This window comes from Siminovitchia fortis (genome assembly GCF_007681465.1).
GTDB lineage: Bacteria > Bacillota > Bacilli > Bacillales > Bacillaceae_C > Siminovitchia > Siminovitchia fortis.
This window is the reverse complement of sequence record NZ_VEKZ01000024.1, coordinates 1-26,447: the sequence shown is the minus strand read 5'-3', so window position 1 is coordinate 26,447 and position 26,447 is coordinate 1. Positions and strand designations below refer to the sequence as shown.

The 26,447-nt window shown below is 47.4% G+C and carries 23 protein-coding genes; 17 read left to right on the top strand and 6 right to left on the bottom strand.

The annotated features are described in order from the left end of the window. Positions 1–26: 26 nt before the first annotated feature. Positions 27–560 carry a YceI family protein gene (locus FS666_RS09780; protein ID WP_144461900.1) on the bottom strand — a complete coding sequence of 178 codons (534 nt, stop codon included), beginning with the start codon at positions 558–560 and terminating at the stop codon, positions 27–29. A gap of 151 nt (positions 561–711) precedes the next feature. Here FS666_RS09780 and FS666_RS09775 point away from each other — a divergent pair, with 151 nt between their 5' ends. From FS666_RS09775 to FS666_RS09760, 4 genes are all read left to right on the top strand, one after another. After that, the gene (locus FS666_RS09775) at positions 712–2,004 is read left to right on the top strand and encodes a pyrimidine-nucleoside phosphorylase (protein WP_144461898.1); all 1,293 of its coding nucleotides are present in this window, start codon (positions 712–714) and stop codon (positions 2,002–2,004) included. A gap of 76 nt (positions 2,005–2,080) precedes the next feature. Next, positions 2,081–2,635: a nitroreductase family protein gene (locus tag FS666_RS09770; protein WP_144461897.1), complete on the top strand. Its 555-nt coding sequence runs from the start codon at positions 2,081–2,083 to the stop codon at positions 2,633–2,635. Between the two features lie 141 nt (positions 2,636–2,776). Further along, a complete protein-coding gene (locus tag FS666_RS09765) occupies positions 2,777–3,226 on the top strand; it encodes a MarR family winged helix-turn-helix transcriptional regulator (RefSeq protein ID WP_144461896.1) in 450 nt (149 codons plus the stop codon). Beyond that, positions 3,223–6,354: an MMPL family transporter gene (locus FS666_RS09760; RefSeq protein ID WP_144461895.1), complete on the top strand. Its 3,132-nt coding sequence runs from the start codon at positions 3,223–3,225 to the stop codon at positions 6,352–6,354. The genes FS666_RS09765 and FS666_RS09760 overlap by 4 nt, the downstream gene beginning before the upstream one ends. Positions 6,355–6,471: 117 nt before the next feature. Here the strand turns inward: FS666_RS09760 and FS666_RS09755 are convergent, their stop codons facing one another. Next, positions 6,472–7,101 (bottom strand): SGNH/GDSL hydrolase family protein, encoded by a 630-nt coding sequence (locus FS666_RS09755; RefSeq protein ID WP_144461894.1) that lies wholly within the window; start codon positions 7,099–7,101, stop codon positions 6,472–6,474. A gap of 145 nt (positions 7,102–7,246) precedes the next feature. Here FS666_RS09755 and FS666_RS20650 point away from each other — a divergent pair, with 145 nt between their 5' ends. Continuing rightward, positions 7,247–7,411 carry a histidine phosphatase family protein gene (locus tag FS666_RS20650; RefSeq protein ID WP_144461932.1) on the top strand — a complete coding sequence of 55 codons (165 nt, stop codon included), beginning with the start codon at positions 7,247–7,249 and terminating at the stop codon, positions 7,409–7,411. 20 nt (positions 7,412–7,431) lie between these two features. On the opposite strand, the gene FS666_RS20475 is transcribed toward FS666_RS20650, so the two are convergent. The 3 genes from FS666_RS20475 to sspO all read right to left on the bottom strand — a co-directional run bounded on the left by FS666_RS20475 (position 7,432) and on the right by sspO (position 9,622). Next, a complete protein-coding gene (locus tag FS666_RS20475) occupies positions 7,432–7,560 on the bottom strand; it encodes a hypothetical protein (protein ID WP_260842185.1) in 129 nt (42 codons plus the stop codon). Between the two features lie 45 nt (positions 7,561–7,605). Continuing rightward, positions 7,606–9,285, bottom strand: a complete 1,680-nt coding sequence (locus FS666_RS09745; RefSeq protein ID WP_144461889.1) for a SulP family inorganic anion transporter — start codon at positions 9,283–9,285, stop codon at positions 7,606–7,608. A 112-nt stretch (positions 9,286–9,397) separates the two neighbouring features. Continuing rightward, positions 9,398–9,622 (bottom strand): small acid-soluble spore protein SspO, encoded by a 225-nt coding sequence (sspO, locus tag FS666_RS19790; protein ID WP_186306524.1) that lies wholly within the window; start codon positions 9,620–9,622, stop codon positions 9,398–9,400. A gap of 258 nt (positions 9,623–9,880) precedes the next feature. Here sspO and FS666_RS09735 point away from each other — a divergent pair, with 258 nt between their 5' ends. The 12 genes from FS666_RS09735 (at position 9,881) to FS666_RS09680 (ending at position 25,314) form a co-directional block, all read left to right on the top strand. Next, a complete protein-coding gene (locus FS666_RS09735; RefSeq protein WP_120070535.1) occupies positions 9,881–11,362 on the top strand; it encodes an aldehyde dehydrogenase family protein in 1,482 nt (493 codons plus the stop codon). 805 nt (positions 11,363–12,167) lie between these two features. Beyond that, the gene (locus FS666_RS09730) at positions 12,168–13,355 is read left to right on the top strand and encodes a branched-chain amino acid ABC transporter substrate-binding protein (RefSeq protein ID WP_144461930.1); all 1,188 of its coding nucleotides are present in this window, start codon (positions 12,168–12,170) and stop codon (positions 13,353–13,355) included. An 80-nt stretch (positions 13,356–13,435) separates the two neighbouring features. After that, positions 13,436–14,338 carry a branched-chain amino acid ABC transporter permease gene (locus FS666_RS09725; protein ID WP_144461888.1) on the top strand — a complete coding sequence of 301 codons (903 nt, stop codon included), beginning with the start codon at positions 13,436–13,438 and terminating at the stop codon, positions 14,336–14,338. 3 nt (positions 14,339–14,341) lie between these two features. Further along, on the top strand, positions 14,342–15,334 hold the full coding sequence (locus tag FS666_RS09720; protein WP_144461887.1) for a branched-chain amino acid ABC transporter permease: 993 nt from the start codon (positions 14,342–14,344) through the stop codon (positions 15,332–15,334). Between the two features lie 19 nt (positions 15,335–15,353). After that, positions 15,354–16,127 carry an ABC transporter ATP-binding protein gene (locus tag FS666_RS09715; RefSeq protein WP_120070525.1) on the top strand — a complete coding sequence of 258 codons (774 nt, stop codon included), beginning with the start codon at positions 15,354–15,356 and terminating at the stop codon, positions 16,125–16,127. Further along, the gene (locus FS666_RS09710) at positions 16,124–16,840 is read left to right on the top strand and encodes an ABC transporter ATP-binding protein (RefSeq protein WP_144461885.1); all 717 of its coding nucleotides are present in this window, start codon (positions 16,124–16,126) and stop codon (positions 16,838–16,840) included. Before FS666_RS09715 ends, FS666_RS09710 begins: the two co-directional genes overlap by 4 nt. 98 nt (positions 16,841–16,938) lie before the next feature. Continuing rightward, complete coding sequence (locus FS666_RS09705; RefSeq protein ID WP_144461884.1) at positions 16,939–17,916, top strand: ornithine cyclodeaminase family protein; 978 nt, start codon at positions 16,939–16,941, stop codon at positions 17,914–17,916. Positions 17,917–17,978: 62 nt separating this feature from the next. After that, entirely contained in the window at positions 17,979–18,707 is a 729-nt protein-coding gene (locus FS666_RS09700; protein ID WP_144461883.1) for a cyclase family protein, read from the top strand. 110 nt (positions 18,708–18,817) lie between these two features. Beyond that, a complete protein-coding gene (locus tag FS666_RS09695) occupies positions 18,818–20,458 on the top strand; it encodes a thiamine pyrophosphate-dependent enzyme (protein ID WP_144461881.1) in 1,641 nt (546 codons plus the stop codon). 114 nt (positions 20,459–20,572) lie between these two features. After that, positions 20,573–22,441: a sigma 54-interacting transcriptional regulator gene (locus FS666_RS09690; RefSeq protein WP_144461879.1), complete on the top strand. Its 1,869-nt coding sequence runs from the start codon at positions 20,573–20,575 to the stop codon at positions 22,439–22,441. A 138-nt stretch (positions 22,442–22,579) separates the two neighbouring features. Continuing rightward, a complete protein-coding gene (locus tag FS666_RS09685; protein WP_144461877.1) occupies positions 22,580–23,986 on the top strand; it encodes an FAD-binding oxidoreductase in 1,407 nt (468 codons plus the stop codon). Further along, positions 23,983–25,314 carry a (Fe-S)-binding protein gene (locus FS666_RS09680; protein WP_144461874.1) on the top strand — a complete coding sequence of 444 codons (1,332 nt, stop codon included), beginning with the start codon at positions 23,983–23,985 and terminating at the stop codon, positions 25,312–25,314. The genes FS666_RS09685 and FS666_RS09680 overlap by 4 nt, the downstream gene beginning before the upstream one ends. A gap of 224 nt (positions 25,315–25,538) precedes the next feature. Here FS666_RS09680 and FS666_RS09675 read toward each other — a convergent pair. Beyond that, positions 25,539–26,447, bottom strand: a 909-nt coding sequence (locus FS666_RS09675; RefSeq protein ID WP_244943889.1) for an NAD(P)/FAD-dependent oxidoreductase, incomplete at its 5' end; no start/stop codon positions are given.

Genomic DNA, 26,447 nt, shown 5'->3' with positions numbered 1-26,447 from the left:
TCACGTGGTTGTTTTGATTTGAACTTTTATTCCGCTTTTGACGCCTGGATTTCCATGTTGATTTTTACTTCATCGCTGACAAGCACTCCGCCTGTTTCGAGGGGAGCATTCCATGTCAAGCCGTAGTCGCTTCGTTTGATTTTCCCCTCTACGCTGAAACCGGCTTTTTGCGCGCCGCTCATAGGGTCTTTCACCACACCGCCGGATGTTACGGTGAATGTTTCGGGTTTTGTCACGCCGTGCATGGAAACATCACCTGTTACAGCGTAATCGTCGCCTTGCTTTTCAATGGAAGTTGAAGTGAAAGTAAGTTTCGGATATTTTTCCACTTCAAAAAAATCGGCGGAACGGAGATGGTTATCACGATCCTCGTTTCCTGTGTCAATGCTTGCAATGTCAATGGTAAATTGAATTTTTGCAGTTGTGAGATCTGCAGGGTCCGCCTCAATTTCAGCATCAAAATCCCTGAATGCTCCTTTAACCCTGGAAATCATCATGTGGCGGATTGAAAATTCAATTTCACTGTGTGCTTTATCAAGTGTCCATGTAGAATTGGCCATCTTTGTTACTCCTCCTCATTAGGTTACTTTTAGTAAGTTTATATATTTATTATAGTTGGTGTTTCTTTGTTTGTAAAGCATCTTTTTGACAAGGCACGATATTCAATTGATAATCACATTAACGGATATTTTGCCAAAGGAGTGAGGGATTATGCGCATGGTTGATATGATTGAGAAAAAGAGAAACGGACTGAACCTTACGCCCGAGGAAATTCGGTTTGTAATAGACGGTTACATAAAGGATGAAATCCCTGATTACCAGATGTCTGCTTTTTTGATGGCTGTCTATTTCCAGGGAATGACGGCGGAAGAGACGGCGGAACTGACAATGGCCATGGCGGAATCGGGGGACCAAATCGATTTATCCAAAATTCACGGAGTCAAGGTCGATAAACATTCCACAGGAGGAGTGGGAGATACAACCACTTTGATTTTAGCGCCGCTTGTAGCTGCGGCCGGTGTTCCGGTAGCGAAAATGTCCGGGAGGGGGCTTGGCCATACAGGCGGAACGATCGATAAGTTAGAAGCGGTACCGGGTTTTCACGTGGAAGTATCCGAGGAGCAATTCATCGGCCTGGTGAATAAAAATAAACTGGCGGTTGTCGGCCAATCCGGCAATCTCGCACCGGCTGACAAAAAAATTTACAGTCTGCGTGATGTGACCGCAACCGTCAATTCAATTCCTCTCATTGCAAGCTCCATCATGAGCAAAAAAATTGCGGCTGGTGCGGATGCCATTGTGTTGGATGTAAAAGTGGGATCCGGCGCTTTTATGAAAGAGATGAAAGATGCCCAAGACCTTGCTTCCACTATGGTTGAAATCGGGGAACAGGTCGGAAGAAAAACAGCCGCAGTGATTTCTGATATGAATCAGCCGCTTGGATATGCAGTCGGAAATGCGTTGGAAGTGAAAGAAGCGATCGATACATTGAAAGGGAACGGCCCCGCTGATTTGTATGAGCTGTGCCTCGTTCTTGGCAGCAAGATGGTTGTCCTTGCGGGAAAAGCGCAGACAGAGGCGGAGGCGCGCGCCATGCTGGAGGAAGCCATCGAAAACGGAAAGGCGCTCGAGGTTTTCAAAACCTTTTTATCGGCGCAAGGCGGGGATGCTTCGGTTGTAGACCATCCGGAGAAGCTGCCTGACGCCAAGTATAAGATCCCGGTTTTATCAGGGGCGGCCGGTTTCGTTGAAGGAATTGCCGCTGATGAAATCGGGACAGCAGCCATGCTTCTTGGGGCGGGCCGCGCTGCAAAGGATTCAGTGATCGACTTGAGCGTCGGCATTGTTCTACGTAAAAAAATCGGGGATGAAGTGAAAAAAGATGAACCGATTGCAATCATCCACAGCAACATAGAAGATGTCGCGGTTTCTGCAAGGAGAGTCTTAAAGGCATATAAGATTTCAAGTCGCCGTCCTCCAGCTGCTCCTTTGATCAAAGGGTGAACCCTTCCGAAATTAAGCCGTTCATGATATGATAAATGATAGAGATTCTCAATTACAACTTGGGGGTAATGTATAAGTGCTTGCGACAAACTCGATTGCGGATATCATTCGTAACAGAACTTCTGTAAAAACAGGTTTTATCGATAAAGAAGTGAGCCAGGAGCTCGTTTTATCGCTGCTGGAGGAAGCTGTTTGGGCGCCCAACCATAAAAACCGGGAGCCGTGGCGGTTCATCTTCGTTTCAGAAGACCGGAAGGATGCTTTTATCGAGGCGGTCCTGGAGTGCCAGGAGCCTGCCAAACATGCTGCGACAAGAAGGAAATTTGAAGAGGTGCCTGCATTTTTAATCGCGGTGATGAATGCCGACCCGCGCCAAAAAGTGTGGGAAGAGGATTTTGCTGCAACAAGCTGCCTGCTGCAGAACTTCCAGCTGCTTGCCTGGGAAAAAGAATTGGGCGTCTGCTGGAAAACGCCGGCTCACATCCATGATCCGAAATTCCGATCAGCCATTGGAGTGGAGCCGGGCGAAAAAATCGTCGGTGTTTTGCACCTTGGCTATTTTGATAAAGAGATCGTTGGCCGGAGAAAGCGGGAAAGGACGAATCCTGCCGATAAAATGACAGCATTTTAATTGATTTGGGGCCTGTCCCCCGCTGTATTAACGTATTAACGCGTTAACGCACCGGGGGCCTGGCCCCAAATTTTTTACATTGACACGCCCCTTCTTTTTTTATATAGTTTATGGGGTCAACTATTAAAGGGGAGAATTAATTTGGATAATAATCAATTCATTTTCGAGCGGTTCATGAGTATTATGCTGCACGGACGAAAGGGGATGTCGACCCTTGTGCCGGAACAGCTTTTACAGGAATTGTCCCTTGAACAATTTACACTCATCCGTATGGTTTACAGAAACGGGCCGATCCGCGCTTCTGAATTGGCCGATCTGCTTTTTGTACATAGAAGCGCCATTACAGTACGGGTCGATAAGCTAGTGAAAAAAGGTTTGCTGGAACGTGAAAGGGATGAAGGGGACCGCAGAAATGTATATTTGAGGGTTTCTGAAAAAGGAAAGGAGTTTTACCGGACACTTGAAGGCAAAATCAACGAATTTGTTGAAGCGATTATTCGTGATATCCCAAAGGGAGAGATGGAGAATTTCTTAAATGTATTTGAGAAAATTGCCACTTATATTGAGAAATACGAAGGAGAAAAACAATGAGAACCATTTTACGTTTCAGGTGGGTTGTTTTAGCCTTATGGATCGTTGCGGCTGTTGCTTTGATCATCAAATCACCGGATATGAACCAGCTTGTCAGAGATAAAGGACAGCTTGCAATCGCAGACGGCTACCCTTCTTCGGTTGCATCAGATATTATCGACAAACATTCATCGGAAGAAGCAGGCACCGAAGCGTTCATCGTTGTATTCCATGATGATAAAAAACTGTCCGATTCACAGCTTAAAAATATCCATGCAACGATAGGCCATTTGGAAAAGAAAAAATCCGAACTGGGCATCAGCGACATTACCTCCCATTTTGATGACAAGGAATTGGAGAGCCAGCTTGTCTCAAAAGACGGCAATACCGTCATCGCATTGGTTGATGTCAAGATGGGCGGCAGAGAAGTAAAGGATGTCCGCAGTCCCTTGGAAAAGGAAATAAAAACAAAGAACGTTGACACATACATGACAGGGAATTCGCTGATCAATGAAGATGTGATCATCAGTTCTGAAAAAGGCCTGAAAAAAACGGAAGTGATCACAGTCATCTTTATCATGGTCGTCCTGCTTCTTGTTTTCAGGTCGGCGGTCGCTCCGTTCGTGCCGCTGTTGACGGTTGGAATGACGTACTTGGTGAGCTCGACAGTTGTGGCATTTTTGGTGGATAAGCTGGATTTCCCGGTCTCCAATTTTACACAGACATTCATGGTAGCGGTACTGTTCGGTGTCGGAACAGACTACTGTATCTTGCTGCTGAGCCGCTATAAAGAAGAATTGTCGGCAGGGCAGGATATTCCGTCCGCCATTGCAGCCACTTATAAGACCGCCGGAAAAACGGTCATTTACAGTGCGGTTGCCGTTATGATCGGTTTTGCTTCGATCGGCTTTGCGACATTCAAGCTGTATCAGTCCGCGGTAGGAGTTGCAGTCGGTGTTTTAGTGTTGATGATCGCATTGTTTACGCTTGTTCCGTTTTTTATGATGACATTGAAAAAGGCTCTTTTTTGGCCGGTTAAAAAAGACATTTCCCACAAAGAAAGCCGGATTTGGGGATGGATGGGGAACCTTGCGATTACCCGCCCTCTGATTGCCCTGGGGATTGTGGCCATATTTACCGTTCCGCTTCTAGTCAGTTATGACGGCGACCTTTCTTTTAACTCGCTGGACGAAATCGGCGATGAATACGAGTCTGTCAAAGGATTCAATATCGTGGCTGACAGCTTCGGGCCTGGCGAGATCATGCCGATTCAAGTGGTACTTGAAAACGATGATTCGATGAAATCGAAAGAGTATTTGACGCTGATCGAGTCAATCGGAAATGATCTTGATAAACTGGATCATGTAGAAAAGGTCCGCAGTGTCACGCGGCCGACAGGCGATAAAATCGAAGAGATTTACGTGAAAAAACAGGCGGATGAACTTGGAAAAGGGATCGGAGAAGGAACGGAAGGCATATCAAAGATCAAGGATGGGCTGAATGAAGCGGCTTCCTCCATCAAAGATTCCAAGCCGGAAATGGAAAAAGCAACGGCGGGCATCGGCGATTTGACAGCCGGAACAAAAGAGCTTCAATCAGGTGTCGGCCAATTGCAAAACGCGTTGAGTGAAATTGAAAAAGGGATCCGGCAAGGTACATCCGGTGCGGGCGAATTGAAAAAAGGGGTGGCGCAGGCGAGCAGCCAGGCAGCGGAACTTCAGTCAGGAACCCGGGAATTGCTGAACGGGTATAAGGAAGCGCAATCCGGGCTTGAAAAACTGATCACTGAATACGGAAAAGTGCCTGCAGGTCTGGAGGAAGCCCAGCAGCAGCTTGCTGGTCTAGGGGAACCGCTTGGCAAGCTGGTTCAGAATCACCCAGAAATTGCCGGTGATCCAAATTTGGCTGATATCCAGTCGCGGATCGAAAATGCGACGAAACAGGTGGCCATAGCCGGTGGAACTGTTTCGGCTTTGAACGGAGAATTGGGCAAGGTCCAATCAGGCTTGGCAACGGCAAACGGGCATCTGTCTGAAGTCGTTGAAGGCTTAGGCCAATTTTCGGCAGGTCTGAAAGAAGTGGAAAAAGGATTGGGCGAATTGGAATCAGGCTTGGGGCAAGCGACATCAGGCCAGCATCAGGTCGTTGAAAAAATCCCTTCCATTGCAGCAGGCATGGGAGAAATTGCAGACGGCCAGGAAAAACTTCAATCCGGATTCGGACAGATGGGCGATCAGCTTGATCAATTGGGCGACGGCCTATCACAAAGCACTGACGGGCTTGGAAAAATTGAAGACGGGTTCGGAGAAGCGAAAAAGCATCTGGACGACATAGCGGAAGATACAGATTTGCAGCAATCCGGCATTTATATTCCGGATCAACTGCTGGCGGACAAAGATTTTCAGCGCGTGTATGACATTTACATGTCCGCTGATGGAAAAATGACGACTATGGATATCGTGCTTGATTCCAATCCATATGCGAAGCGGTCCATGGATATGATTTCAAGCATTGAAGATACAATTGCAAACGCAACGAAAGATACGAAGCTCGAACAGGCGAACGTCGGAATCGGCGGCGTCACAAGCATGAACCGCGACCTGGAGTCCATGTCCGACTCGGATTATACGAAAACCGTCACCTTTATGATGGTCGGAATCGTCCTGATTTTGGTTGTGTTGCTGCGATCACTCGTCATGCCGGTGTATATCATTGCATCGCTTCTTTTAACCTATTATTCTTCCATCGCCATGACCGAAGTGATTTTTGTCAATATACTTGGCTATCCGGGCATCAACTGGGTCACGCCGTTTTTCGGCTTCGTCATTTTGATCGCTCTAGGCGTCGACTACTCCATCTTTCTGATGGACCGCTTTTCAGAATATAAGGAGCTGGATGTCAAAACAGGCATCATCCTCGCCATGAAAAACATGGGCACCGTCATCATGAGCGCTGCCGTCATCTTGGCGGGAACCTTTGCGGCCATGCTGCCTTCGGGCGTTCTGTCGATGCTGCAGATTGCTACTTTAGTATTATCTGGTCTATTATTCTATGCCTTGGTGATTTTGCCGCTGTTTGTTCCAGTATTGATTAACATGTTGGGGAAAGCGAATTGGTGGCCATTTATTGCCAGAAAAAGTGATGAGTAAGGAGGAAAACCGGGAGAGCGGATGATGCTTTCCCAGTTTTTTACTGGACGTCCTCGGTAGTTTGTATCTGGATTGGCGGCACTATCCACGATTCGGATTTTCGGACGGGAGCACCCCCTACAATCCTTCCAAAAAAGTTAAAATTTTATTATGAAAAAGCCGATGCCCCTCGCTGTTCGGATGCAGGCCGTCCGGCATAAAGGCGGAAATGAAAACAGGATTTTTCGCATAAATGCCGCCTTCTGAGTACATGTCTTTGCACGGGATTCCATAAAAGCCCGTCACTTCTTTGATCGCTTCGGCATACTGCTTCAATGTTTCGCCCCTGCTGTTCCAGTCGCCCTCGCTTTCTCTCCATCTGGGCAGAGGAGTAATGGCGCCCAATATCTTTGTCGGATATTTTTTGATCAATGCCTCAAAAAACAGATGCAGGGACCCGTAAAAAGAATCGTTATTCTTGTCTTGAAAAACGCCAAGAGGCTTGCTGCCAAGGCGAAAATCATTCGTCCCGCCGAACACGGTAATGTAATCCGCATCAGGCGGCGTTCTCTGAAGCCTTTCCAAAAAGCTTTCCTTCACAGTGAACCCTGATCCTGAAACACCGTAATCCAGCACTTTGCATCCAGTCTTCTCCCTTATATATTCATGATATTTTTTCGTTTTGGGATGATGCTGCTTATCCGTGATGCTATCGCCGATAATGAGCCAGTTTTTGCCTGTCAAATTGTATTTCCGATTTTTAAACATCCATTCAACTCCCCTCCCGTTTTGTATACCCGTTATGTACAACTATATATTAAAATGGAAAAGTGAGGTGGAGTTATGCGTATTGGATTGGTCAGGCATTTCAAGGTAATCACGGAAAGAATCAAAGGAAAGGGCACGGCAGTTTCTGGATTTTATTAAGAAAAAAGAAGAGAAGAATATTTTAATAGTATCGCACGGCTTTTTCCTCTATGTCCTTGCGAAAGAGCTTGAAAAGCAGGGATATGCGGGTGCGCGGAAAAGAAGATTCGAAAATGGGAGGCTCTACATATATGAAAAGGAGCAAACGTAATACTGCGATGCTCCTCTTTCCTAGGCATTCTTTTTAAACGGCGCCCACCAGTTCAAGTCGCCAAGCAGTTTCGTGAGTGACGGCACTAATACCATCCGTACGATCGCAGCATCCATAAATATGGCAATCCTAACGCCCAACTGCTGCATCGGAACCTCCCCCGGTAAAAGTAAAGGTACCCACAAAAGCGGGAATCACTCCGCCGTTTCTTTCCTGCCCAAGAGTGATTCCCTTTCCTCTGCTTCAATCGCTTCTTGTTTTCGGAAGAATGATTCCCTTGCGCTTGCTTCATCCGGGAAAAAGGAGGAAGCGCCGATTTTTTCATATAAGCCGCTTTTCTTGAACAAGTCGATGCCCCAATCCGGCAACCCTGAAACAAGGACTGTACTGCCGGCTTTTTTAATATTATCAATGATCAGCGCCAGCTTATCCTCGCCTGTCGCATCAATCATCGTTACATACTGCATGTCGAGCAGGATCACCCGGGGCATTCTCCTGATCGAAGCCATGAGGGAATGTTCGAAGCTCTGTGCGGTTCCGAAAAATAACGGTCCCCTGATGGTGAACTTCTTCATTTGAAAATGTGCTGTCAAATCCAATGATTCCTGCCGCTGTCTTTGGATGTCGACCGGGTCGTCGATTTGAAGCTGTTCGCTTTTCTTTTTTACAAAAGACAGGACCGCTAGCAAGAGGCCGACTTGGACAGCAACGGTCAAGTTTATGAACACAGTCAGAAGAAAGGTAACGGCAAGAACCAATGAGTCGCTCGTCCTCAATTGCAATATTTGTTTAAATGATTTGTATCCGCTCATATTCCATGCCACAAGCATGAGAAGCGGCGCCATGGCTGCCAGTGGAATATAAGAAGCATAGGGCGCAAGTAAAAGCAGCGTCAAAAGTACGAAAACACTGTGAATGACTCCGGACAGCGGGCTTACTGCACCGGATTTAATGTTCGTTGCTGTACGGGCGATTGCTCCCGTGGCAGGAATTCCGCCGAACAATGGAGCAACGATGTTGGCAATTCCTTGTCCGAACAATTCACGGTTGGAATTATGCCTGTCTCCGGTCATCCCATCCGCAACTACTGCGGACAGCAATGATTCAATCGCCCCCAGTGCGGCGATGACCAGCGCAGGAGTGAACAACGTGCCGATTTTTGCCCATGTGATTTCCGGAAACTGCAGCTTGGGAAGAGACTGCGGGATGCCCCCGTACGCAGTGCCGACCGTTTCCACCTGTCCCGGAAAAAGAAGAGCCGCAAATATAGTGGGAATAATCAACCCCACAAGCAGCACGGGAACACGCGGGAAAATTCTTGGCACGAAAATAATGACAAGGAGACCGATGACAGCGGTCAGGATGCTATATCCGTTGACCACTCCCAAATGGCTGAAAAACTCCGCCATATTTTGGTGGAAATACTCATGACTGTCCAAATCCAAGCCGAAAAAGTTGCCGAGCTGTCCAGTGAAAATGATGACGGCGATACCCGTGGTAAAACCGATGGTAACGGACCTTGGAATGAAATGAACCAGATTTCCGAGTTTGAAAAAACTCATTGCCACAAGCATGACCCCGGCCATCAAGCCGGCGATCAACAAATCCTCGTAACCATATTGAAGTACTACGGCAAGCAAAATCGGAATGAAAGCCCCCGTAGGACCCGCGATTTGATAGCGGGAGCCGCCGAGCAAAGATACAATTAATCCAGCGATAATCGTCGTGTAAATACCGTATTCAGGCTTAACGCCGGAAGCCATGGCAAAAGCCATCCCAAGAGGAATGGCTACGATACCGACAGTGATCCCAGAAATGAAATCTTTGCGGAGGCTTGCAGGCTGGTAATCGCGAAATCGATCATCAGCAAACAAACAGCAACACCTCTATATATTTATTTCCGAAAAACTAAAAGAAAAAATGAATGGTATTTGTATATCTATACTTATTATACTCCTGTATTATGCGAAAATCAATGCAGTATTTTTAATAAACATACAGTCTATTGAATAAACGAAAGGCCTTTAAAAAGATAAAAAACTTGGAAGCGAAGAAGGGACCGCTTCCAAGTTTTTTACTGATTCTTTTTCTTTTTTTGTTGTTGAGCCTTTGTGCTGCGCTCAATGGCTCGGTTGGATCAATCTTTGCCCCGTAATCCTGCTTCTTTTCCGGGTTCATCCCTTCAATGTTGCTTTGTGTTCTTTTAGCCATCCTAATCACCTCCAATAATATTTTGTCAATTGCCCGATTCAAATATTCAATACAAAAGAATGCTGCACGCCAATTGTATGCTTTCAATAATATACAGGCATGTGAATCATTCATTTTTGTACAGGTTGACCATAGAATGATAAAAGTCAAATTGTTAAAGTAATAGTATGAAAGCGTTTAGATTGATATAATTGATGGATGAACGGCAAGACATCTTTGATTGATACAGAATGAACGAATGAAGGAGGAGTCAGACGTATGGAACGATATGTAAACTTTATTAATGGGGAATGGGTTCCTTCTGAATCAGGCGAATTCATCAAGAATACGAATCCGGTGAACGGCGAGGTGCTTGGCGAGGTGACCGTTTCCACCGCCAAAGATGTGGATCGTGCGGTTCAGGCCGCGAAGGAAGCACAAAAGAAATGGGCGCTTGTACCGGCTCCCGAACGTGCAGACGTTTTATATGAAGTGGCGTATTTGTTGAAAGAGCGCAAGGAGCAATTGGCGCAGGTCTTGACGAAAGAGATGGGGAAAGTCATAGCTGAAGCACGCGGTGAGGTGCAGGAAGCGATCGATATGGCTTTTTATATGGCAGGGGAAGGCCGCCGGCTGTTCGGGGAGACGGTTCCGTCCGAGTTAAGGGACAAGTTTGCCATGAGTGTCCGTGTGCCTGTGGGTGTGGCAGGATTGATCACGCCTTGGAACTTCCCGATCGCCATTGCCTCCTGGAAGTCTCTCCCGGCATTGGTTGCGGGGAATGCCGTTGTTTGGAAACCTGCATCCGAAACGCCATTTTTGGCAGCGGAATTTGTGAAAATTTATGAAGAAGCCGGGCTGCCAAAAGGGCTCCTCAACCTTGTGTACGGCTCGGGAAGCGTTGTCGGAAACGCCATTGTCGAGCATCCTGATATCGACCTTGTTTCGTTTACAGGATCAAATGAAGTCGGAGCCAAAATCAATGGCCGGGCCGGTGAACTGCTGAAGCGCACTTCACTTGAAATGGGCGGAAAAAACGCCGTGACGGTATTGGAGGATGCGGATCTGGATCTGGCGGCAGATGGAATCGTGTGGAGCGCCTTTGGTACGTCCGGACAAAGATGCACTGCCTGCAGCCGTGTCATCGTCCAGGAATCGGTCAAAGAAGCACTGGAACAGAAGGTTCTTGAGAAAATGAAGGACTTGAAACTTGGCGACGGTTTGGATGAATCTGTCGATGTTGGGCCTGTCATTAACCGTGATGCCCTTGAAAAAATTCACGAATACGTGAAAATTGGGAAGGAAGAGGGAGCGAAGCTCCTGGCAGGCGGGGAAATCGCCACAGAAAACGGATTGGATAAAGGAAACTTCTATCAGCCGACTCTTTTCACGGATGTCAGATCCGACATGCGGATCGGCCAGGAAGAAATTTTCGGACCGGTCGTATCTTTCATTCCTGTAAAAGATCTGGATGAAGCGATCGAAGTGAACAACAGTGTGAAGTTTGGGCTCTCCAGTTCCATTTTTACAGCTGACGTAAACAAAGTTTTCCGCGCTATGCGTGATTTTGATACAGGTATTGTCTATGTGAATGCAGGTACCACCGGTGCTGAAATCCACCTTCCGTTCGGAGGAACGAAAGGAACAGGCAACGGTCACCGCGATTCCGGCGTTGCCTCACTTGATGTATTCACCGAGTGGAGATCCGTCTACGTAGATTACAGCGGAAAAATCCAGCGTGCGCAAATTGATAATTATTAATAGAAAAGCGAAAGCGCCTGTCCATCGACGTACAGACTGGAGTGACTCTGACGAGATAAAGGAAACACGGCGATGCCGCAGGCGAGCCGATGTTGACTTATCGTAGGAAAGCAACTTACTTGGATTACCTCATGAGAAACTTCCCTGAGTCAGCTTCATGCAGCTTTGCGACGAGGTGAGCCAAACATCGTCGAATAAGCCTCGCCGCAGGAGCACATTAGGAGCGAAGTCTGCTAGTCGATAGGCGCTGGAGCTGGACAAATAGAAAAGCGGAGGGCGGCTGCCCAGGGGCGACAAGCGCTGGAGAAAAAACCAGTGAAGGCGCCCTTTGCCTTCATTGGTTTTTTTGAAGCGACCTCGAGCCCCTGCCGCCCGGAGCTGGACAATAGAAAAGCGAGAACGCCTGTTCATAGGCGCTGGAGCACGGCAGTACCGGAAAAATCCAATTTAGAAACAGCAGAAGGCCATTGGAGAGGAAATGTGGGTGCCTTCTGCCTTTTTTCACTTTAATAATGATGTCGAATCATATACAGTTTTGGCAATATTCAAATAAATTATTGACAAAAAATATAAATTGCAGTAAGTTAGTCCTAATCATACCACCTGGCCACCCGATGACCGGTTCTGTGTCTGTATTTATCGAAAAATTCCGAAGGGTTAAATTACTATTGCGTCATTTTATGATAATTTAAGGATCTTCTAACTGTTTGTAAGCGCATACATCCACCGTTTAGGGAGGTGGTTGCCCTTTTAAAACTAGCCGTTTGCCAGTGATATTTTAAAAAACAATAGGGGGAATTCAATGATGTTCAAAAGAAAAAGGCTTTCGCTTATCATGGCTGCTTTGTTGATGCTGGCGCTCATTCTGAGCGGCTGCGGTTCTGACGGCGGAGGAAAGAGTACAAGCAGTGATGGCGGCGGTTCCTCATCCGGAGGCGGAGGCGATACGATCAAAATCGGTGTATCCGTACCGACCACCGGACCGAGTGCAGCTGAAGGGAAGGACATGGCAAACGGAGCGGAAATGGCAGCCAAGCACATCAATGAAGCCGGAGGTGTCCTTGGGAAAGATATCGAACTGGTTATGGTCGATGATGCCTGTGATCCGCAGCAGGCCGTGACAGCAGCGAATAAGCTGGTCCAGGATGACGTCAGCATTGTTGTCGGACATTATTGTTCGGCTGCCGCCCTGCCTGCCAGCGGAGTGCTCCATAAAGCGGGAATGCCGACGATCATGGTTGCAGCCAATTCACCGCAGCTTCCTGAGCAGGGGTACAATAACCTTTTCTTCATCAACAGCATGGTTTTTGACCAGGGCAAAAGGGTCGCTGACTATTTAAAAGACAACAACATGGACAAATTGGCGCTTATTCACGATAATTCCGACTATGCGAGGGACACTGCCGACATTACAAAGGAATTGCATGAGAAAAACGGCGGGAAGGTAATCGCATTTGAAGCGATCAACCCGGAAGAGAAAGATTTTGGGGCATTGGCGACAAAGCTTAAATCCCTTAATCCGGACGCGACATATTTCACAGGCTTTTATAATGCCGGCGGATTGATCATGAAGCAGTTCAAACAAAAAGGTGTGAGCGGTCCGTTTATGGCGGGAGACGGCAATCCGACCGAGCCGTTCGTTGAAGTGGCCGGCGAAAAGGATGCGGAAGGCGTCATCCTTTCACAGGCGGTCACGATCAATTACGTTGATACTCCGGAAGCAAAGGCCTTTGTAAAAGAATACAAAGAAACATACGGAAACAATCCTTTGACGTTCGGCCATAGGCAATACGACGGAATCCGCCTGGCGGCTGATGCGATTGAACGCGTAGGTGACCCTGACGACAAAGAAGCGTTGATCAAGGCGTTGAGCGAAACGAAAGATTTTCCAGCCTTTGGAGAAACATACACGTTCAAAGAGGATGGGACAAGGGAAAACGCGGATTTCTTGCTGATCCAGCTCAACAATGGAAAATTTGAAATTGTAGAGTAACCACACGAGGGAGTAAGAGAGTCCCTTGCCATTTCAAGGGACTCTCTTTTTTAAAAACAGGGGAAAGCGGTGATCGTCATATGGAAATTCTCGTTCAGGCACTTGGGGACGGACTTGTATTGGGGGCATTTTACAGTCTGATCGCCCTTGGTTATACGATGGTCTACGGAATTATCAGGCTGTTGAACTTTGCACATGGGGACTTTTATATGTTTGGCGCTTTTATCGGGTATACCGGGATATCGCTTTTGATGGGCGGGTCCGCCGGTCCGGGCATGTTGGCGATTGGAATTGTCTTTATTGTTTCGATTATCTTGGTCGGCATGGTCGGCATGGGGGTGGAACGGCTGGCTTACCGCCCTTTATTGAATGCTCCGCGCATCTCTCTTCTGATTACGGCTCTTGGAGTAGGCCTCTCTTTGGAATATGGTTCCATGCTCATTTGGAGCCCGAATTACCTGACTTTTCCCATTAAATTACCGACAGCTGGCATTGACATCCTGGGAGCAAATATCACTTACTCACAGATTATTTTAGTATTGGTTGCTGCAGCCTTAATGTATGGGCTGCAAAGATTTGTCCATGGAACGTTATATGGGAAGGCCATGAGGGCGATTTCGATGGATCAGACAGCAACCAGCCTCATGGGCGTCAATATCAACAATGTGATCGCCATGACATTTTTTATCGGAACGACCCTGGCTGCATCTGCGGGTATCATGACAGCGGTCTATTACGGGACGATCAATTTTCTCATGGGCTTCATCATGGGGTTAAAAGCGTTCACTGCTGCCGTTTTGGGAGGCATCGGAAATATCCAGGGGGCGATGCTTGGCGGTTTCATGCTCGGTATATTGGAAACAGCCGGCACGATGGTGATCGGCGGAGCCTGGAAAGATGTCATCGCTTTCGCCATATTGATTTTATTCCTTGTCTTCAAGCCAACAGGCATACTGGGTAAGCAAGTGACGGAGAGGATGTAGCCGATGAGTGTGCTTAAGAAACGGACAGCCGTATTGACCGTTCTATTATTGGCAGCCCTCGCGTTTCCGTTCATGACAAATAATTATTGGATTGATGTCGCTACGCTCGCTCTGCTTTACATCATCATGGCCCAAGGATTGAATGTCGTTGCCGGATATGCGGGATTGCTTGATCTTGGATATGCAGCATTTTTCGCGATTGGAGCCTATACGACAGGGATTTTAATGACAGCTTATGAGTGGCCGTTTTTGATGACGCTTCCGGTTGCTGCACTGTTTTCAGCGATCAGCGGCGCCATTATCGGAGCTCCCTCACTCAGGCTGCGCAGCGATTACTTGGCAGTTGTCACCCTCGGATTCGGCGAAATCATCCGGATTACGGCAACGAATCTGGAAATCACCGGAACTGCTACGGGAATATTCGGCATCCCCAGTCCCAACATTGGAGGATATGAATTAAAGAGCCAGCTGGATTTTTATTTTGTGATTTTAATCCTTGCTGTTATCACTATTTTTGTTACAGCCCGTCTGGGCCGTTCCCGGATCGGAAGGGCTTGGACGTATATCCGCGAAGATGAAGACGCTGCAGAGGCAATGGGTGTTGACAGGGTCAGAATGAAATTGCTGGCATTCGTGATCGGTGCCATTATCGGCGGTTTGGCAGGTTCATTTTTCGCTGTAAAAATGGGAGCGGTGGCACCGCACAGTTTTAAGGTGCTTCAATCCATCATGATTTTGCTGGCGGTCGTTCTCGGCGGAATCGGAAGCGTGACCGGGGTGACGATCGGGGCCATTTTAGTTATCGTGCTTCCGGAGTTTTTGCGGAACGTCTCCGATTGGCGATATTTGGTGTTCGGTTTGCTCATGATTATCATGATGCTTTTCCGCCCGCAAGGATTGTGGCCCGCCAAATATGAGACGGAGCCGGAATCGGATGAACCACCGTCCCCGCCCATTACAGGAGATCATTCCGATTTGGACGTGAAAAGCCAGTGATTAGAAATGAGGTGTCGAAATGGCTGTTTTACAAGTGGAAAATTTAACTCTCCGCTTTGGCGGTCTGGTCGCAGTTAATGATTTATCCTTTACGATTGACTCAAATTCGATTGTCAGTGTCATTGGCCCTAACGGAGCAGGCAAAACTTCTGTTTTTAACATGATCACCGGATTTTATAAGCCTTCAGCTGGATCGATGTTTTTAGACGGAGAGAGCTTGAATAGCAAAAAGCCGAGCAAAATCACCAAAATGGGGCTGGCACGGACTTTTCAGAACCTGCGCCTTTTTCCCGACCTTTCCGCTTTGGACAACGTGAAATCAGGCATGCATTGCAGGACGAAGCAACTGGTTTTGGGTGCCATTTTAAAAACAAAGGCGCAAAGAGACGAAGAAAGACAAATTGAAGAGGTAGCGATGGAATGCATCGATTTCGTCGGAATCAGGGAGTATGCCTACCGGGCTGCGAAGAACCTGCCTTACGGGGTTCAGCGTTACCTGGAAATAGCCCGGGCTTTAGCCACAAGGCCCAAGTTTTTATTGTTGGATGAGCCGGCCGCAGGCCTGAACTTTGAAGAAAAGGAACGGCTTGTCGATCTGATTTTAAGAATACGGGAGAACTATAAAATAACCATCCTGATCATTGACCATGATATGGGCCTGATCAAAAAAATTTCTGAAAAAGTGATTGTGATTGACTACGGCCAAAAAATAGCTGAAGGAACGCCGGGAGAAGTGTTAAGGAATCCCAAAGTGATTGAAGCTTATCTGGGGAAGGGTGAGGATGCGGTTTGAGCCCATTGTTAAAGCTTGAAGAGATTCACTCATATTACGGAAAAATCCATGCCTTGAAAGGCGTTTCCCTGGAAGTGGGCGAAGGGGAGATTGTCGCCCTGCTTGGAAGCAACGGCGCAGGAAAAAGCACGACCTTAAAGACAATCAGCGGGTTGGTTCCGCCCAAAAGCGGAACGCTGGAATTTGGCGGTAAAAACATCGCAGGCCGGCCGCCCCATCAAGTCGTAGAAGCCGGAATCACCCATGTTCCGGAAGGGCGAAGGATTTTCGGAGGGTTGACCGTCATGGAGAATCTGGAGCTTGGCGGTTTTACCAAAAGGAAGGATAAGGCATTTTTGAAAGACGGCATTGACCGCTCATTTGAGCTTTTTCCAAGGTTGAAAGAAAGGAAGGATCAACTGGCAGGAACCTTGAGCGGCGGAGAACAGCAAATGCTGGCCATAAGCAGGGGATTGATGGCAGAGCCGAAACTTCTGATGCTCGATGAACCTTCCATGGGGCTTGCCCCGATCATTGTTCAAGGGATCATGGAGATTATCCAGGAAATCAATAAGCAGGGGACGACCGTTTTATTGATTGAGCAAAACGCGAGGGCCGCCCTCGGATTGGCTCACCGCGGATATATCATCGAAACGGGGGAAATTGTTTTGCATGATTCCGCCGAAGTCCTTCGCGATGATGAGCGGATTATTAAAGCTTATTTGGGAGCCTGATTCATTTTTAGCCTGGATGCAGAAAAAGCCGAACGCTCAATGAAACGCCATCTTGCGAATGAGAAAAGAAGAATGGCTGATTTATAGGGGGGATGGAAATGTTAGTCCTAAGCGCGAGTGACCAGGAAAAGCTGCTCCATATGCCGGAGATGATCGAGGCTGTTTCCACCGCATTGAAAGAATACTCGGCGAAAAGAACAGTGACGCCCGTACGGACTGTCTTAAATGTGGAAAAAGCAGAAGGGCATGCGATTTTCATGCCTTCAGTTGCAGAAGACGCCGGGAGCCTTGGAATCAAATATGTCGGCAGCTTTCCTAATAATAAAAAGATGGGGAAGGCAGCCATCAACGGTGTGGTCTTATTGGCGGATGTGCAAACAGGAGAACCGCTTGCCCTATTGGAAGGCTCCTACTTAACGGTAATGAGAACAGGGGCATTGTCCGGAGCGGCCACCAAATATTTGGCGCGGGAAAATGCCAGGATCCTTTCCATCATCGGGACGGGTGCACAGTCAATCGGCCAATGTGAAGCAGTGATGGCAGTAAGGAATATTGAAAAAATCAGTCTCTACAACCGCAGTGAAAAGAAGGCGTATGATCTGGCCAAACAGCTCAGGACCCGGCATGAGGTAGAAGTTTTAGTGCATCAGGATGCGGACCAGGCAATTGACGGGGCTGACATCGTAGTGACGGCTACCAGTTCAAGCACCCCTGTTTTTTCAAGACGGCTGGAGCCAGGCGTTCATGTGAACGCGATCGGTTCCTATCAGCCGACAATGCAGGAACTCCCAACACATGCGGTATCGGGCGCGGATAAAGTGGTCGTGGAATCAGTTGAGGCGGCATTGGAAGAAGCGGGCTGCCTGCAAATCCCGATACAGGAAGGGCATTTCAGCCCTGAGCGGATCCATTCGGAGCTGGGATTCATCGTCAGCAATGAAGCAGCAGGAAGAGAGACCGACGAGGAGCTGACGATTTTTAAATCCGTCGGCTTTGCGGCTGCTGATATCGTTGCGGCCAATTATTTTTACGAAAAGGCTTTGAGGGAAAATATCGGGCAGCGGATTACGCTGTAAGGGTTGAGCTCGTCCACCTAAATGGCAATGGAATTTCGTCAAAAATAAAGGGGGAATCCTGATTGGGAAAGCGGAAGGAAAGACTGATAGATTTATCCCATACTCTTACAAGCTACGGTGAGAACCCATTTCAGCAGCTTGGTGAAAATGCCAGATCCATGATCAGCACTTTTGCAACTTACGAGGCAAACGGATTTTATGAATGTGCTTTGTATATCGGGGATCATGCGGGGACCCACATGGATGCGACGAAGCATTTCAATCCCGATGGTCTTTATACGGATGAGGTCCCATTGGAAGCTTTTTATGGAGACGCATGTATCCTTGACCTTTCGCATATGGAGGCACATGCGGATGTCACGATTGTGGATATTCAGCGAGCGGCGGAAAAAGCCCAGGTGAATTTGGAAGATTATCATATTGTTCTTCTTAAAACAGAAAGGGATAAACTTTACGGGACTCCAGACTATTTCCGCGATCTGCTCAATATTTTGCCGGACACGATTGAATGGATGATTAACAAAGGGATGGTCACACTCGGAGTGGATATGGTCACCATTGAACTGGACCGTTACATCCGCGACCCTGATTCCGGGCTTAAGCCTAATTCTCCTGAGCGCTATCCGGCACACTGCCTGATGAAAAAATATGAATGGTACATGATTGAAAATATGACGGGGCTGTCCGAAATTCCCGGATCAACCTGCAAATTTGCCGGTTTCCCGATTAAAATCGGAAAAGGGAGCGGGGCTCCGATGCGGGCGGTGGCGATTGTGGAGGATGAAAATTAACATTATTTAAATCTTTCTAATAATAGGGATTTTGATTATCATAGTATTAAAAGGTGACGGTGCAGGAAACACTCTGGACCGTCTTATCATTTTTGAACCGGAGGAAAGCAATGAAAAAACTATCAGGCGGACATATTGTTGTAAAAGTTTTGGAGAAGGAGGGTGTGAAAAAAGCCTTCTGTGTACCAGGGGAAAGTTATTTGGGAGTCATTGACGGGTTGTATGAACATCCGAAAATTGAATTGATTTCGACACGCCATGAGGGCGGCGCTTCTTTCATGGCTGAAGCTTATGCAAAAGCATCCGGCAAGGTTGGCGTTTGTATGGCGACCCGGGGGCCGGGTGCTATGAATCTATCGATCGGACTTCACACCGCTATGCAGGACTCAACGCCGCTTGTCGCGCTGATTGGGCAGGTGGAAAGGCCGTTCAAAGGGAAAGAGGCATTCCAGGAAGTGGACTTTGCCGCTTATTTCAGCCATTTGTGCAAGTGGGCGGTCGAAGTCGATACGGCGGAGCGGATTCCGGAGATTCTCCACCGTGCCTTCTACATAGCCCGTTCGGGAAGGCCTGGCCCGGTGGTTGTTTCTCTTCCCCACGATATGCTTGAGGATGTCATTGATTATCCTGAAGGCACTGTCGCAGAGGTTATAAAGCCGGAAGCTGGTGATGCAGCAGTTGAAAAAGTATTGGCGAAATTAAACAATGCCAATCAGCTGATTATCATCGCAGGCGGCGGTGTGATTGCCGCCAACGCGCAGGAGGATTTGGCCAAGTTCGCCGAAAAGGTGAAAGTCCCCGTTGCATCAGCGTTCAGGCGCTTCAATGTGTTGTCAAATGACCATACGAATTATGCGGGATGGCTCGGATTCGGCTCCGACTCAAAGTTAATTGAGTATATCAAAGGAGCGGATCTAGTTCTTGCTGTGGGAACCCGTTTCTCACAGGTGACGACGCAGGATTACACGTTATTGAATGAAAAAACTGAATTGATTCAAGTGGATATTTCGCCGGACTCGATCGGGAAAGCCTACCCGGCTGCGCTTGCAGTCGTGTCGGATGCAAAGAAATTTTTGCAAAAAGCGCTTGAATTGGCGAATCCCGTCAAGGATGAAAGCCGCGAAAAGGCGGTCCAGAATTGCCATGAAGCTTATTTGGCTTCATCAACTCCGCCGGCCCCATCTGCTTCTCAAGAATTTGCGGAACTGAATGCCGTGATGGCGGATATCGCGGCTGAGGTGCCGGAAAATAGCATCCTGACAAGTGACGCAGGGAATTTTTACGGCTGGCTTGCGAAATATTTCCGTTTCACGAATGAAAAAGAATATATCGGCCCAACGTCCGGTGCAATGGGATATGGGTTGCCAGCAGCTATTGGTGCCAAAGCGGCCTGCCCCGATAAGACTGTCATTTCTTTTTCGGGTGATGGCGGGTTCATGATGACAATGGTTGAGCTGGAAACAGCCGTCCGTGCCAATCTCCCGGTGATTGCCATTGTCGTCAACAACAATATGTACGGAACAATTCGTGCGCACCAGGAAAAGCATTTTCCGAATCGTGTAATGGCAACACCCCTTACCAACCCGGATTTTGCGGCGGTCGCCAGGCAGTTCGGGTGTGATGGGGAAACGGTCAGAAAAAATGAAGAGTTTAAGCCTGCTTTCAAGCGTGCACTTCAAAGCGGCAAGCCGTTTGTGATCGAAATCCAGACGGATCCAAACATCCTGTCTGCAGCCCAGGCGGCAACATAATCATTCGAGGTCCATCCTTCAGGATGGGCTTCTTTTAATTGAGAAATGATTGGACTGGAAGCCATCGCCCCTTCAGTTTACACTTAAGGTAACTGAAAGTTGGGGGAGATTCCTTTGATTGACATTAAACTTGTTGTACCTCGCAAAGGTTATATAAAAGACGCCATGGAAAGGTTCAAGGAGTTCATTCTCCAGGAAGCGAAGGATGCGCCGGAGGAAAACATAAAGTTTCAGTTGGAAGAAGTCGTTATTCCTACGGATAAAATCCATGAGGTAAAAGTCGAGGCGGACGTCATCATTTCAAGAGGGCTGGTGACGAAGCTTTTAAAAGAACATAATGAATCCGTTCCCATTGTGGATATACCCGTTCAAGGAATTGATCTGATCGGCAGCCTTGTTGAATGCAAGGAGCGTTTCGGGAGAAAAAAGGTTGCCGTCATTGGCGCGGCCAATATGATTTACGGCGTTGAAAATCTGGAAGCCATCATTGATTTGCCGATACAAAAATATATTTTGGATGATATCACCGCATCAGACAGGACGGTGGACCAAGCGGCAAATGATGGATGTGAGATTGTGATAAGCGGCCTGAATACAAACAAATATGCCGAACGGATCGGCCTGCAGACTATGCTGATTGAAACGGGCAAAGAATCCTTCCGCCAGGCGCTCGTTGAAGCGAAGCGCCTGGCGATTGTCAGCAGGAAAGAGCAGGAGAAGGCCAAGCGCTATCAGACAATTCTCGACCACGCGTATGAAGGCGTGATTGCTGTTGATTTGAACAAGAGAATTTCAGTTTTTAATTCCTCCGCGCAAAAAATTTTATCCATCTATGATAAGGATTTGACCGGCAAACCTGTTACCGGCATTTTAAACAAGGGCAAGTTTCTCGATCTTCTGCTTAGTCCAAATGATTTCCAGGAAGAGATTGTGAGTTACGGCTCCATCCAATTATCTGTAAAAAAAGCCGGGATTTTTTTAAAAGGCAAAAAAACCGGAGATATGGTAGCTTTCCAGGATGTTACAGGGATTCAGGAGATGGAAGGAAAAATCCGCAAGCAAATTCATTCCCGGGGGCATGTAGCGAAATACAGCTTCAACGACATTGTTTTTAAAAGCAAGTTGATCGGGCAGACAATTGAAACCGCGAAGCTGTACAGTGAGGCGGATTCAAATATTTTGATTGTCGGTGAGACCGGTACAGGAAAAGAAATGTTCGCCCAAAGCATTCACAATTACAGCGATCGAAGAAAGAATCCTTTTGTTGCAATCAACTGTGCAGCCCTTCCTGAAAGTCTGCTGGAGAGTGAACTGTTCGGATACGCCGAAGGTGCTTTCACCGGCGCGATGAAAGGCGGGAAACAGGGATTTTTTGAGCTTGCTCACAGAGGGACGCTATTTTTGGATGAAATCGGAGAAATCTCCCCCAATCTTCAAAGCCGCCTGCTCCGCGTTTTGCAGGAAAAGGAGATCATGAGAATTGGAGACGATAAAATCATCCCTGTCGATGTAAGGATTATTGCCGCCACGAATAAAAACTTGATGGACATGGTTAAAAACAATGAATTTAGGGCTGACCTCTTTTACCGCTTGAGTGTTTTGGATCTTCATCTGCCTTCTCTCCGTGAACATCGTGAAGACATTCCCGTTTTGGCTGAAACTTTCATGAAAAAAAGCCGGCTGACGGACGAAGCGAAGGAACGATTGAAAGAAGAGGAGTGGGAAGGAAATGTCCGGCAGCTTCAAAATTTTTGCGAGCGGCTGACGGTGCTTTGCAAGGATCAAGAGATTGATGTGTTGGAGGTTGAAAAGCACCTACCAAAAAGGGCTGAAACAGAAAGGACATATGTATCGGAACGGGAGCGAATCATTCAGGCCCTTGAAAAGAATCATTTCCACAAAGGGAAAGCAGCATTAGAATTGGGGATGAGCCGGACAACGTTCTGGAGGAAGTTGAAAAAATGGAATATTGATATAGATTGAAACAAAACGAAACATAATCGTTCTTAATGTTTCACCTTATGGTGCAATAAATACATCACACGTTGGTTTTGATGTTGGCATAATAATTGCAAGAATAAATAGTGAAGAATTCACTTTTATATAGATGGAGTGACCCATATGGAAACAGAACAATTATCCAAGCTCGTCGAATCCATTTTTCCAAAAGAACGTATTTTAACAAACCTGGCTGACCGCTATTCATACAGCTATGATGCTTCGTTCGGGGAGTATCTCCCGGACTTGGTCATCCAGCCCGAAAATAAAGAAGAGATCGCTTCGCTGATCAAACTCGCCAATGAACATAAGATTCCCGTTTATCCGCGGGGAGCGGCTACGTCTTTAAGCGGGGGATCTTTGGCCGTTAAAGGCGGCATCGTCCTGGATATGTCGCAATTTAAAAAGAAGTTGGTCATCGACCGTGAAAATTTATTGGCGATTGTAACGCCAAGTGTAATTACCGGCGATATCCATAAGCAGGCGGAAGCTGTGGGGCTGTTTTACCCGCCTGATCCGAGCAGCTCCCATGTATCCACAATCGGAGGCAACCTGCTTGAAAACTCCAGCGGACCTAAAGGATTGAAATACGGTACGACAAAAGAATATGTGATCGGTCTGGAAGTCGTTACACCCACCGGAGAGATTATCCGGACCGGAGGCAAGACCGTCAAAAATGTGACCGGATATGATCTGACGCGCCTGATCGTAGGATCTGAAGGCACGCTCGGAATCGTGACAGAAGCGACTTTGAGGTTAATTCCAAAGCCGCAGGCCAGGAAAACTTTGCTTGCTTCCTTTGACAGATTGATAGATTCGGGGCACGCCATCACGAATATTTTATCAGCGGGAATTTTACCGAGCGCGATGGAGTTGATGGACAATGCATGCATTCGTGCGGTTGAAAATTATACTCCAAGCGGCTTGCCTGTCGATGCAGAGGCGATCATCATCATTGAAATCGACGGCCACGAAGCGGCCATTGAAGAAGAAATGAAGAGATGTGAAGAAATCTGCCTGAAACAACATGCAACAGAAGTGAAGGTGGCCCAGGATGAAGCTTCAAGGGCCGGCATTTGGAAAGCGAGAAAAATGGTTTCCCCTGCTATCACGCAAATGGGTCCGACGAAAATTTCCGAGGATGCGACAGTTCCAAGAAGCGAAATTCCGAAAATGATGGAGCGTCTCCATGCCATCCGGGATAAATATCAGTTAAACCTTGTTGTATTCGGCCATGCCGGAGACGGAAATCTTCATCCGAACATCATAACGGACAAACGCAATCTGGAAGAAATGAAGCGGGTGGAAGATGCGGTCAGTGAAATTTTTGAGGCGGCTGTGGAACTTGGCGGCACCCTTTCCGGCGAGCATGGAATTGGGACGCTGAAAGCTCCTTATATGGAAATGGAATTGGGCCAAGAAGGTCTTATGATGATGAAAAAGATCAAAGATGCGTGGGATCCGAACGGAATATTAAATCCCGGTAAAATTTTTCCGCAGCCGGGCCAGACAAAGGTGGCGCTAATATGAGCAAGTCCGGTTGCAATCAAGACCATAAATATGTTTCATTGCTCCACGACCTTTCCTATGAAGCTGCGAATATGTGCGTCCAGTGCGGATACTGCTTACCTGCATGTCCGACGTACGAATCGATGGGCAATGAAGCACAGTCTCCCCGCGGCCGGATCAATCTCGTGAAAATGGCGGCAGAAGGAAAAATAGATTTGCAGCAGGATCTCGCTGAACCGATCGATCTATGTCTCGGCTGCCGTGCATGCGAGGTGGCCTGCCCGGTCAACGTTCCGTACGGTCAAATCTACGAGGCGGCCAAAGAGGTCATTACTTTACAGCAAAAAGAGGAGCAGAAAAAGCCGACTGCGGGAATGAAAATACGGGATCAAGTGCTCAACAATGTTTTTCCGCATCAGAATCGGCTTCGCTTCCTGGGCAACGCGACATGGCTTTATCAAAAAACAGGCGTAAACAAGCTCGCCCATAAGCTGAAGATTGTCAATAAAGTTTCCGAACCGATGGGGCAATTCGAGAAAATCCTTCCTCCTGTGGAGTCTCCTTCGAAGCGCTATAAATTCGGGGATGTCTTTCCTTCCCGCGGTCCTAAAAAAATGACTGTGGCCTTTTTCCCCGGCTGTATCATGGATGCGATGATGTCCAAGGTTAACCGGCTTACAATCGAGTTGCTTCAAAGCGCCGGCTGCGAAGTGTTCATTCCGAAAGGACAAAATTGCTGCGGAGCGCTTCACGCCCATCAAGGAAGCATGGAAGAAGCGAGAAAGCTGGCAAAAGCGAATATCGAGGCTTTTGAATCATCCGGAGCCGACTATTTTATCAATAATGCCGGCGGCTGCGGGGCGATGCTTCGTGAGTATGACAACTTATTCAAGGAGGACGTTGAGTGGCATGCACGTGCGCAGGATTTTGTAGAAAAAACAAGGGATATAACGGAAGTCCTTGTTGAACTGGGTCCGCTGCCATTCAAAAAAGAATTGGATGGCATCATCACTTACCAGGATTCCTGCCATTTAAGGAATGTACAGGGAGTATTGGAGCAGCCGAGAGAGCTTCTCCGTTCGGTTCCGGGTGCAACGTTTGTTGAAATGGAAGGAAGCGACCGCTGCTGCGCGTCAGGGGGAATCTATAATCTTATCCATTTCGAGGAATCCATGAAAATATTGGATGAAAAAATGGTGAAGGCGAAGGAAACTAATGCCCAAACGATTGTCACAACAAATCCCGGCTGTTTGCTGCAAATGAAACTGGGTGTGGAAAGAAGCGGCCTGGAACAGACACGAGCTCTTCATATTGTGGAAGTATTGGCGGAAGCCTGTGATATCCAATAATAATCAAAACCCGGCATCCATGATGCCGGGTTTTGATTCGTAAAATATTCTAAAAATGGTATGCTATCCTCAAAGGAGAGGAGGAATCATAATGAACAGAAAAAAATCAGGATCTGATCTGTTGAAGGAAACTAATCTTACCATGGCAGATATTATGAAAAACATTCCGCATCTCGAAAATGAATAGATCATTTTATGTGGAAAGTGTTGAGCCGTCATCTTAATTACACAATCGCCTGCTCAAGCACGAGGTCATTTTCGGCAAACCGCTCAAATCGGAGTGGTGTCAAATCGAGTGTTTCATATTGGCCTTTGACGATCAACTCCGCTAATCCCAGTCCGACCCCGGGAGCCTGCTGCATTCCGTGCCCGCTGAATCCGAGCGCCATGTAATAGCCTTTCATTTTCGGATGTCCTCCGATGATTGCATTTTGGTCTTTCGTATTGTGATCATACAATCCGGCCCAGCCCGATTCCAGCTTCAAGCTTTCAAAATTGGGCACTCTATGAGCCAGGATCGGCCATAGCTCATCGAAATAAGAGCGCTTCCAACTGAAGTCATAGCCCGGTTTTACTTTTTCAGAAAAGCCGGTGATGACACGGTCGCCCTCATGGCGGAAATAGACGCCTGTTGTATCAACCGTAAGGGGCAGCGGCTTTTGAAGGGGTACGGATGTATCAAACAGGAACACCTGCCGTTTTAGGGGGACGACAGGAATGGGAAGCCCGATTTTTTCACTTAATTCAGGTCCCCAAGCACCTGCGCAGTTGATGACAATATCAGCATCGTGGCGGCTTCCGTTTCTTGTACGGACGCCTTTCACTTGATCTTGTTCACATAGGATCGTATCAACTTCCTCTGAAATATAATCCACTCCGCTTTCCCTTGCCTGATGCTTATATGCCTGCATGACAGAATAAGGATCCAAATAGCCATCTTCCGGGCAGTAAAGTCCGCCTGACAAATCTTCGATATTCAGCTCTGGAATGACGGAAAGCAATTCATTTGGGGTGAGCAGCTGTGAAGGGACTCCCATTTCGTTTTGCAGCTTTTTCTGTTTTTTTATGGCATGTATTTCGCAAGTGAAAAGTGAACCATTTCGCAACTTAATTTTGAACCACTGATGCTGTTT

Excerpts from the sequence above, each read along its gene's own strand:
- FS666_RS09730 (WP_144461930.1), top strand. The coding sequence starts at position 12,168 with ATGTTCAAAAGAAAAAGGCTTTCGCTTATCATGGCTGCTTTGTTGATG.
- FS666_RS09775 (WP_144461898.1), top strand. The coding sequence starts at position 712 with ATGCGCATGGTTGATATGATTGAGAAAAAGAGAAACGGACTGAACCTT.
- FS666_RS09715 (WP_120070525.1), top strand. The coding sequence starts at position 15,354 with ATGGCTGTTTTACAAGTGGAAAATTTAACTCTCCGCTTTGGCGGTCTG.
- FS666_RS09780 (WP_144461900.1), bottom strand. The coding sequence starts at position 560 with ATGGCCAATTCTACATGGACACTTGATAAAGCACACAGTGAAATTGAA.
- FS666_RS09705 (WP_144461884.1), top strand. The coding sequence starts at position 16,939 with ATGTTAGTCCTAAGCGCGAGTGACCAGGAAAAGCTGCTCCATATGCCG.
- FS666_RS09685 (WP_144461877.1), top strand. The coding sequence starts at position 22,580 with ATGGAAACAGAACAATTATCCAAGCTCGTCGAATCCATTTTTCCAAAA.
- FS666_RS09725 (WP_144461888.1), top strand. The coding sequence starts at position 13,436 with ATGGAAATTCTCGTTCAGGCACTTGGGGACGGACTTGTATTGGGGGCA.
- FS666_RS09735 (WP_120070535.1), top strand. The coding sequence starts at position 9,881 with ATGGAACGATATGTAAACTTTATTAATGGGGAATGGGTTCCTTCTGAA.
- sspO (WP_186306524.1), bottom strand. The coding sequence starts at position 9,622 with ATGGCTAAAAGAACACAAAGCAACATTGAAGGGATGAACCCGGAAAAG.
- FS666_RS09760 (WP_144461895.1), top strand. The coding sequence starts at position 3,223 with ATGAGAACCATTTTACGTTTCAGGTGGGTTGTTTTAGCCTTATGGATC.
- FS666_RS09720 (WP_144461887.1), top strand. The coding sequence starts at position 14,342 with ATGAGTGTGCTTAAGAAACGGACAGCCGTATTGACCGTTCTATTATTG.
- FS666_RS09680 (WP_144461874.1), top strand. The coding sequence starts at position 23,983 with ATGAGCAAGTCCGGTTGCAATCAAGACCATAAATATGTTTCATTGCTC.
- FS666_RS09695 (WP_144461881.1), top strand. The coding sequence starts at position 18,818 with ATGAAAAAACTATCAGGCGGACATATTGTTGTAAAAGTTTTGGAGAAG.
- FS666_RS20475 (WP_260842185.1), bottom strand. The coding sequence starts at position 7,560 with ATGCAGCAGTTGGGCGTTAGGATTGCCATATTTATGGATGCTGCGATC.
- FS666_RS09755 (WP_144461894.1), bottom strand. The coding sequence starts at position 7,101 with ATGTTTAAAAATCGGAAATACAATTTGACAGGCAAAAACTGGCTCATT.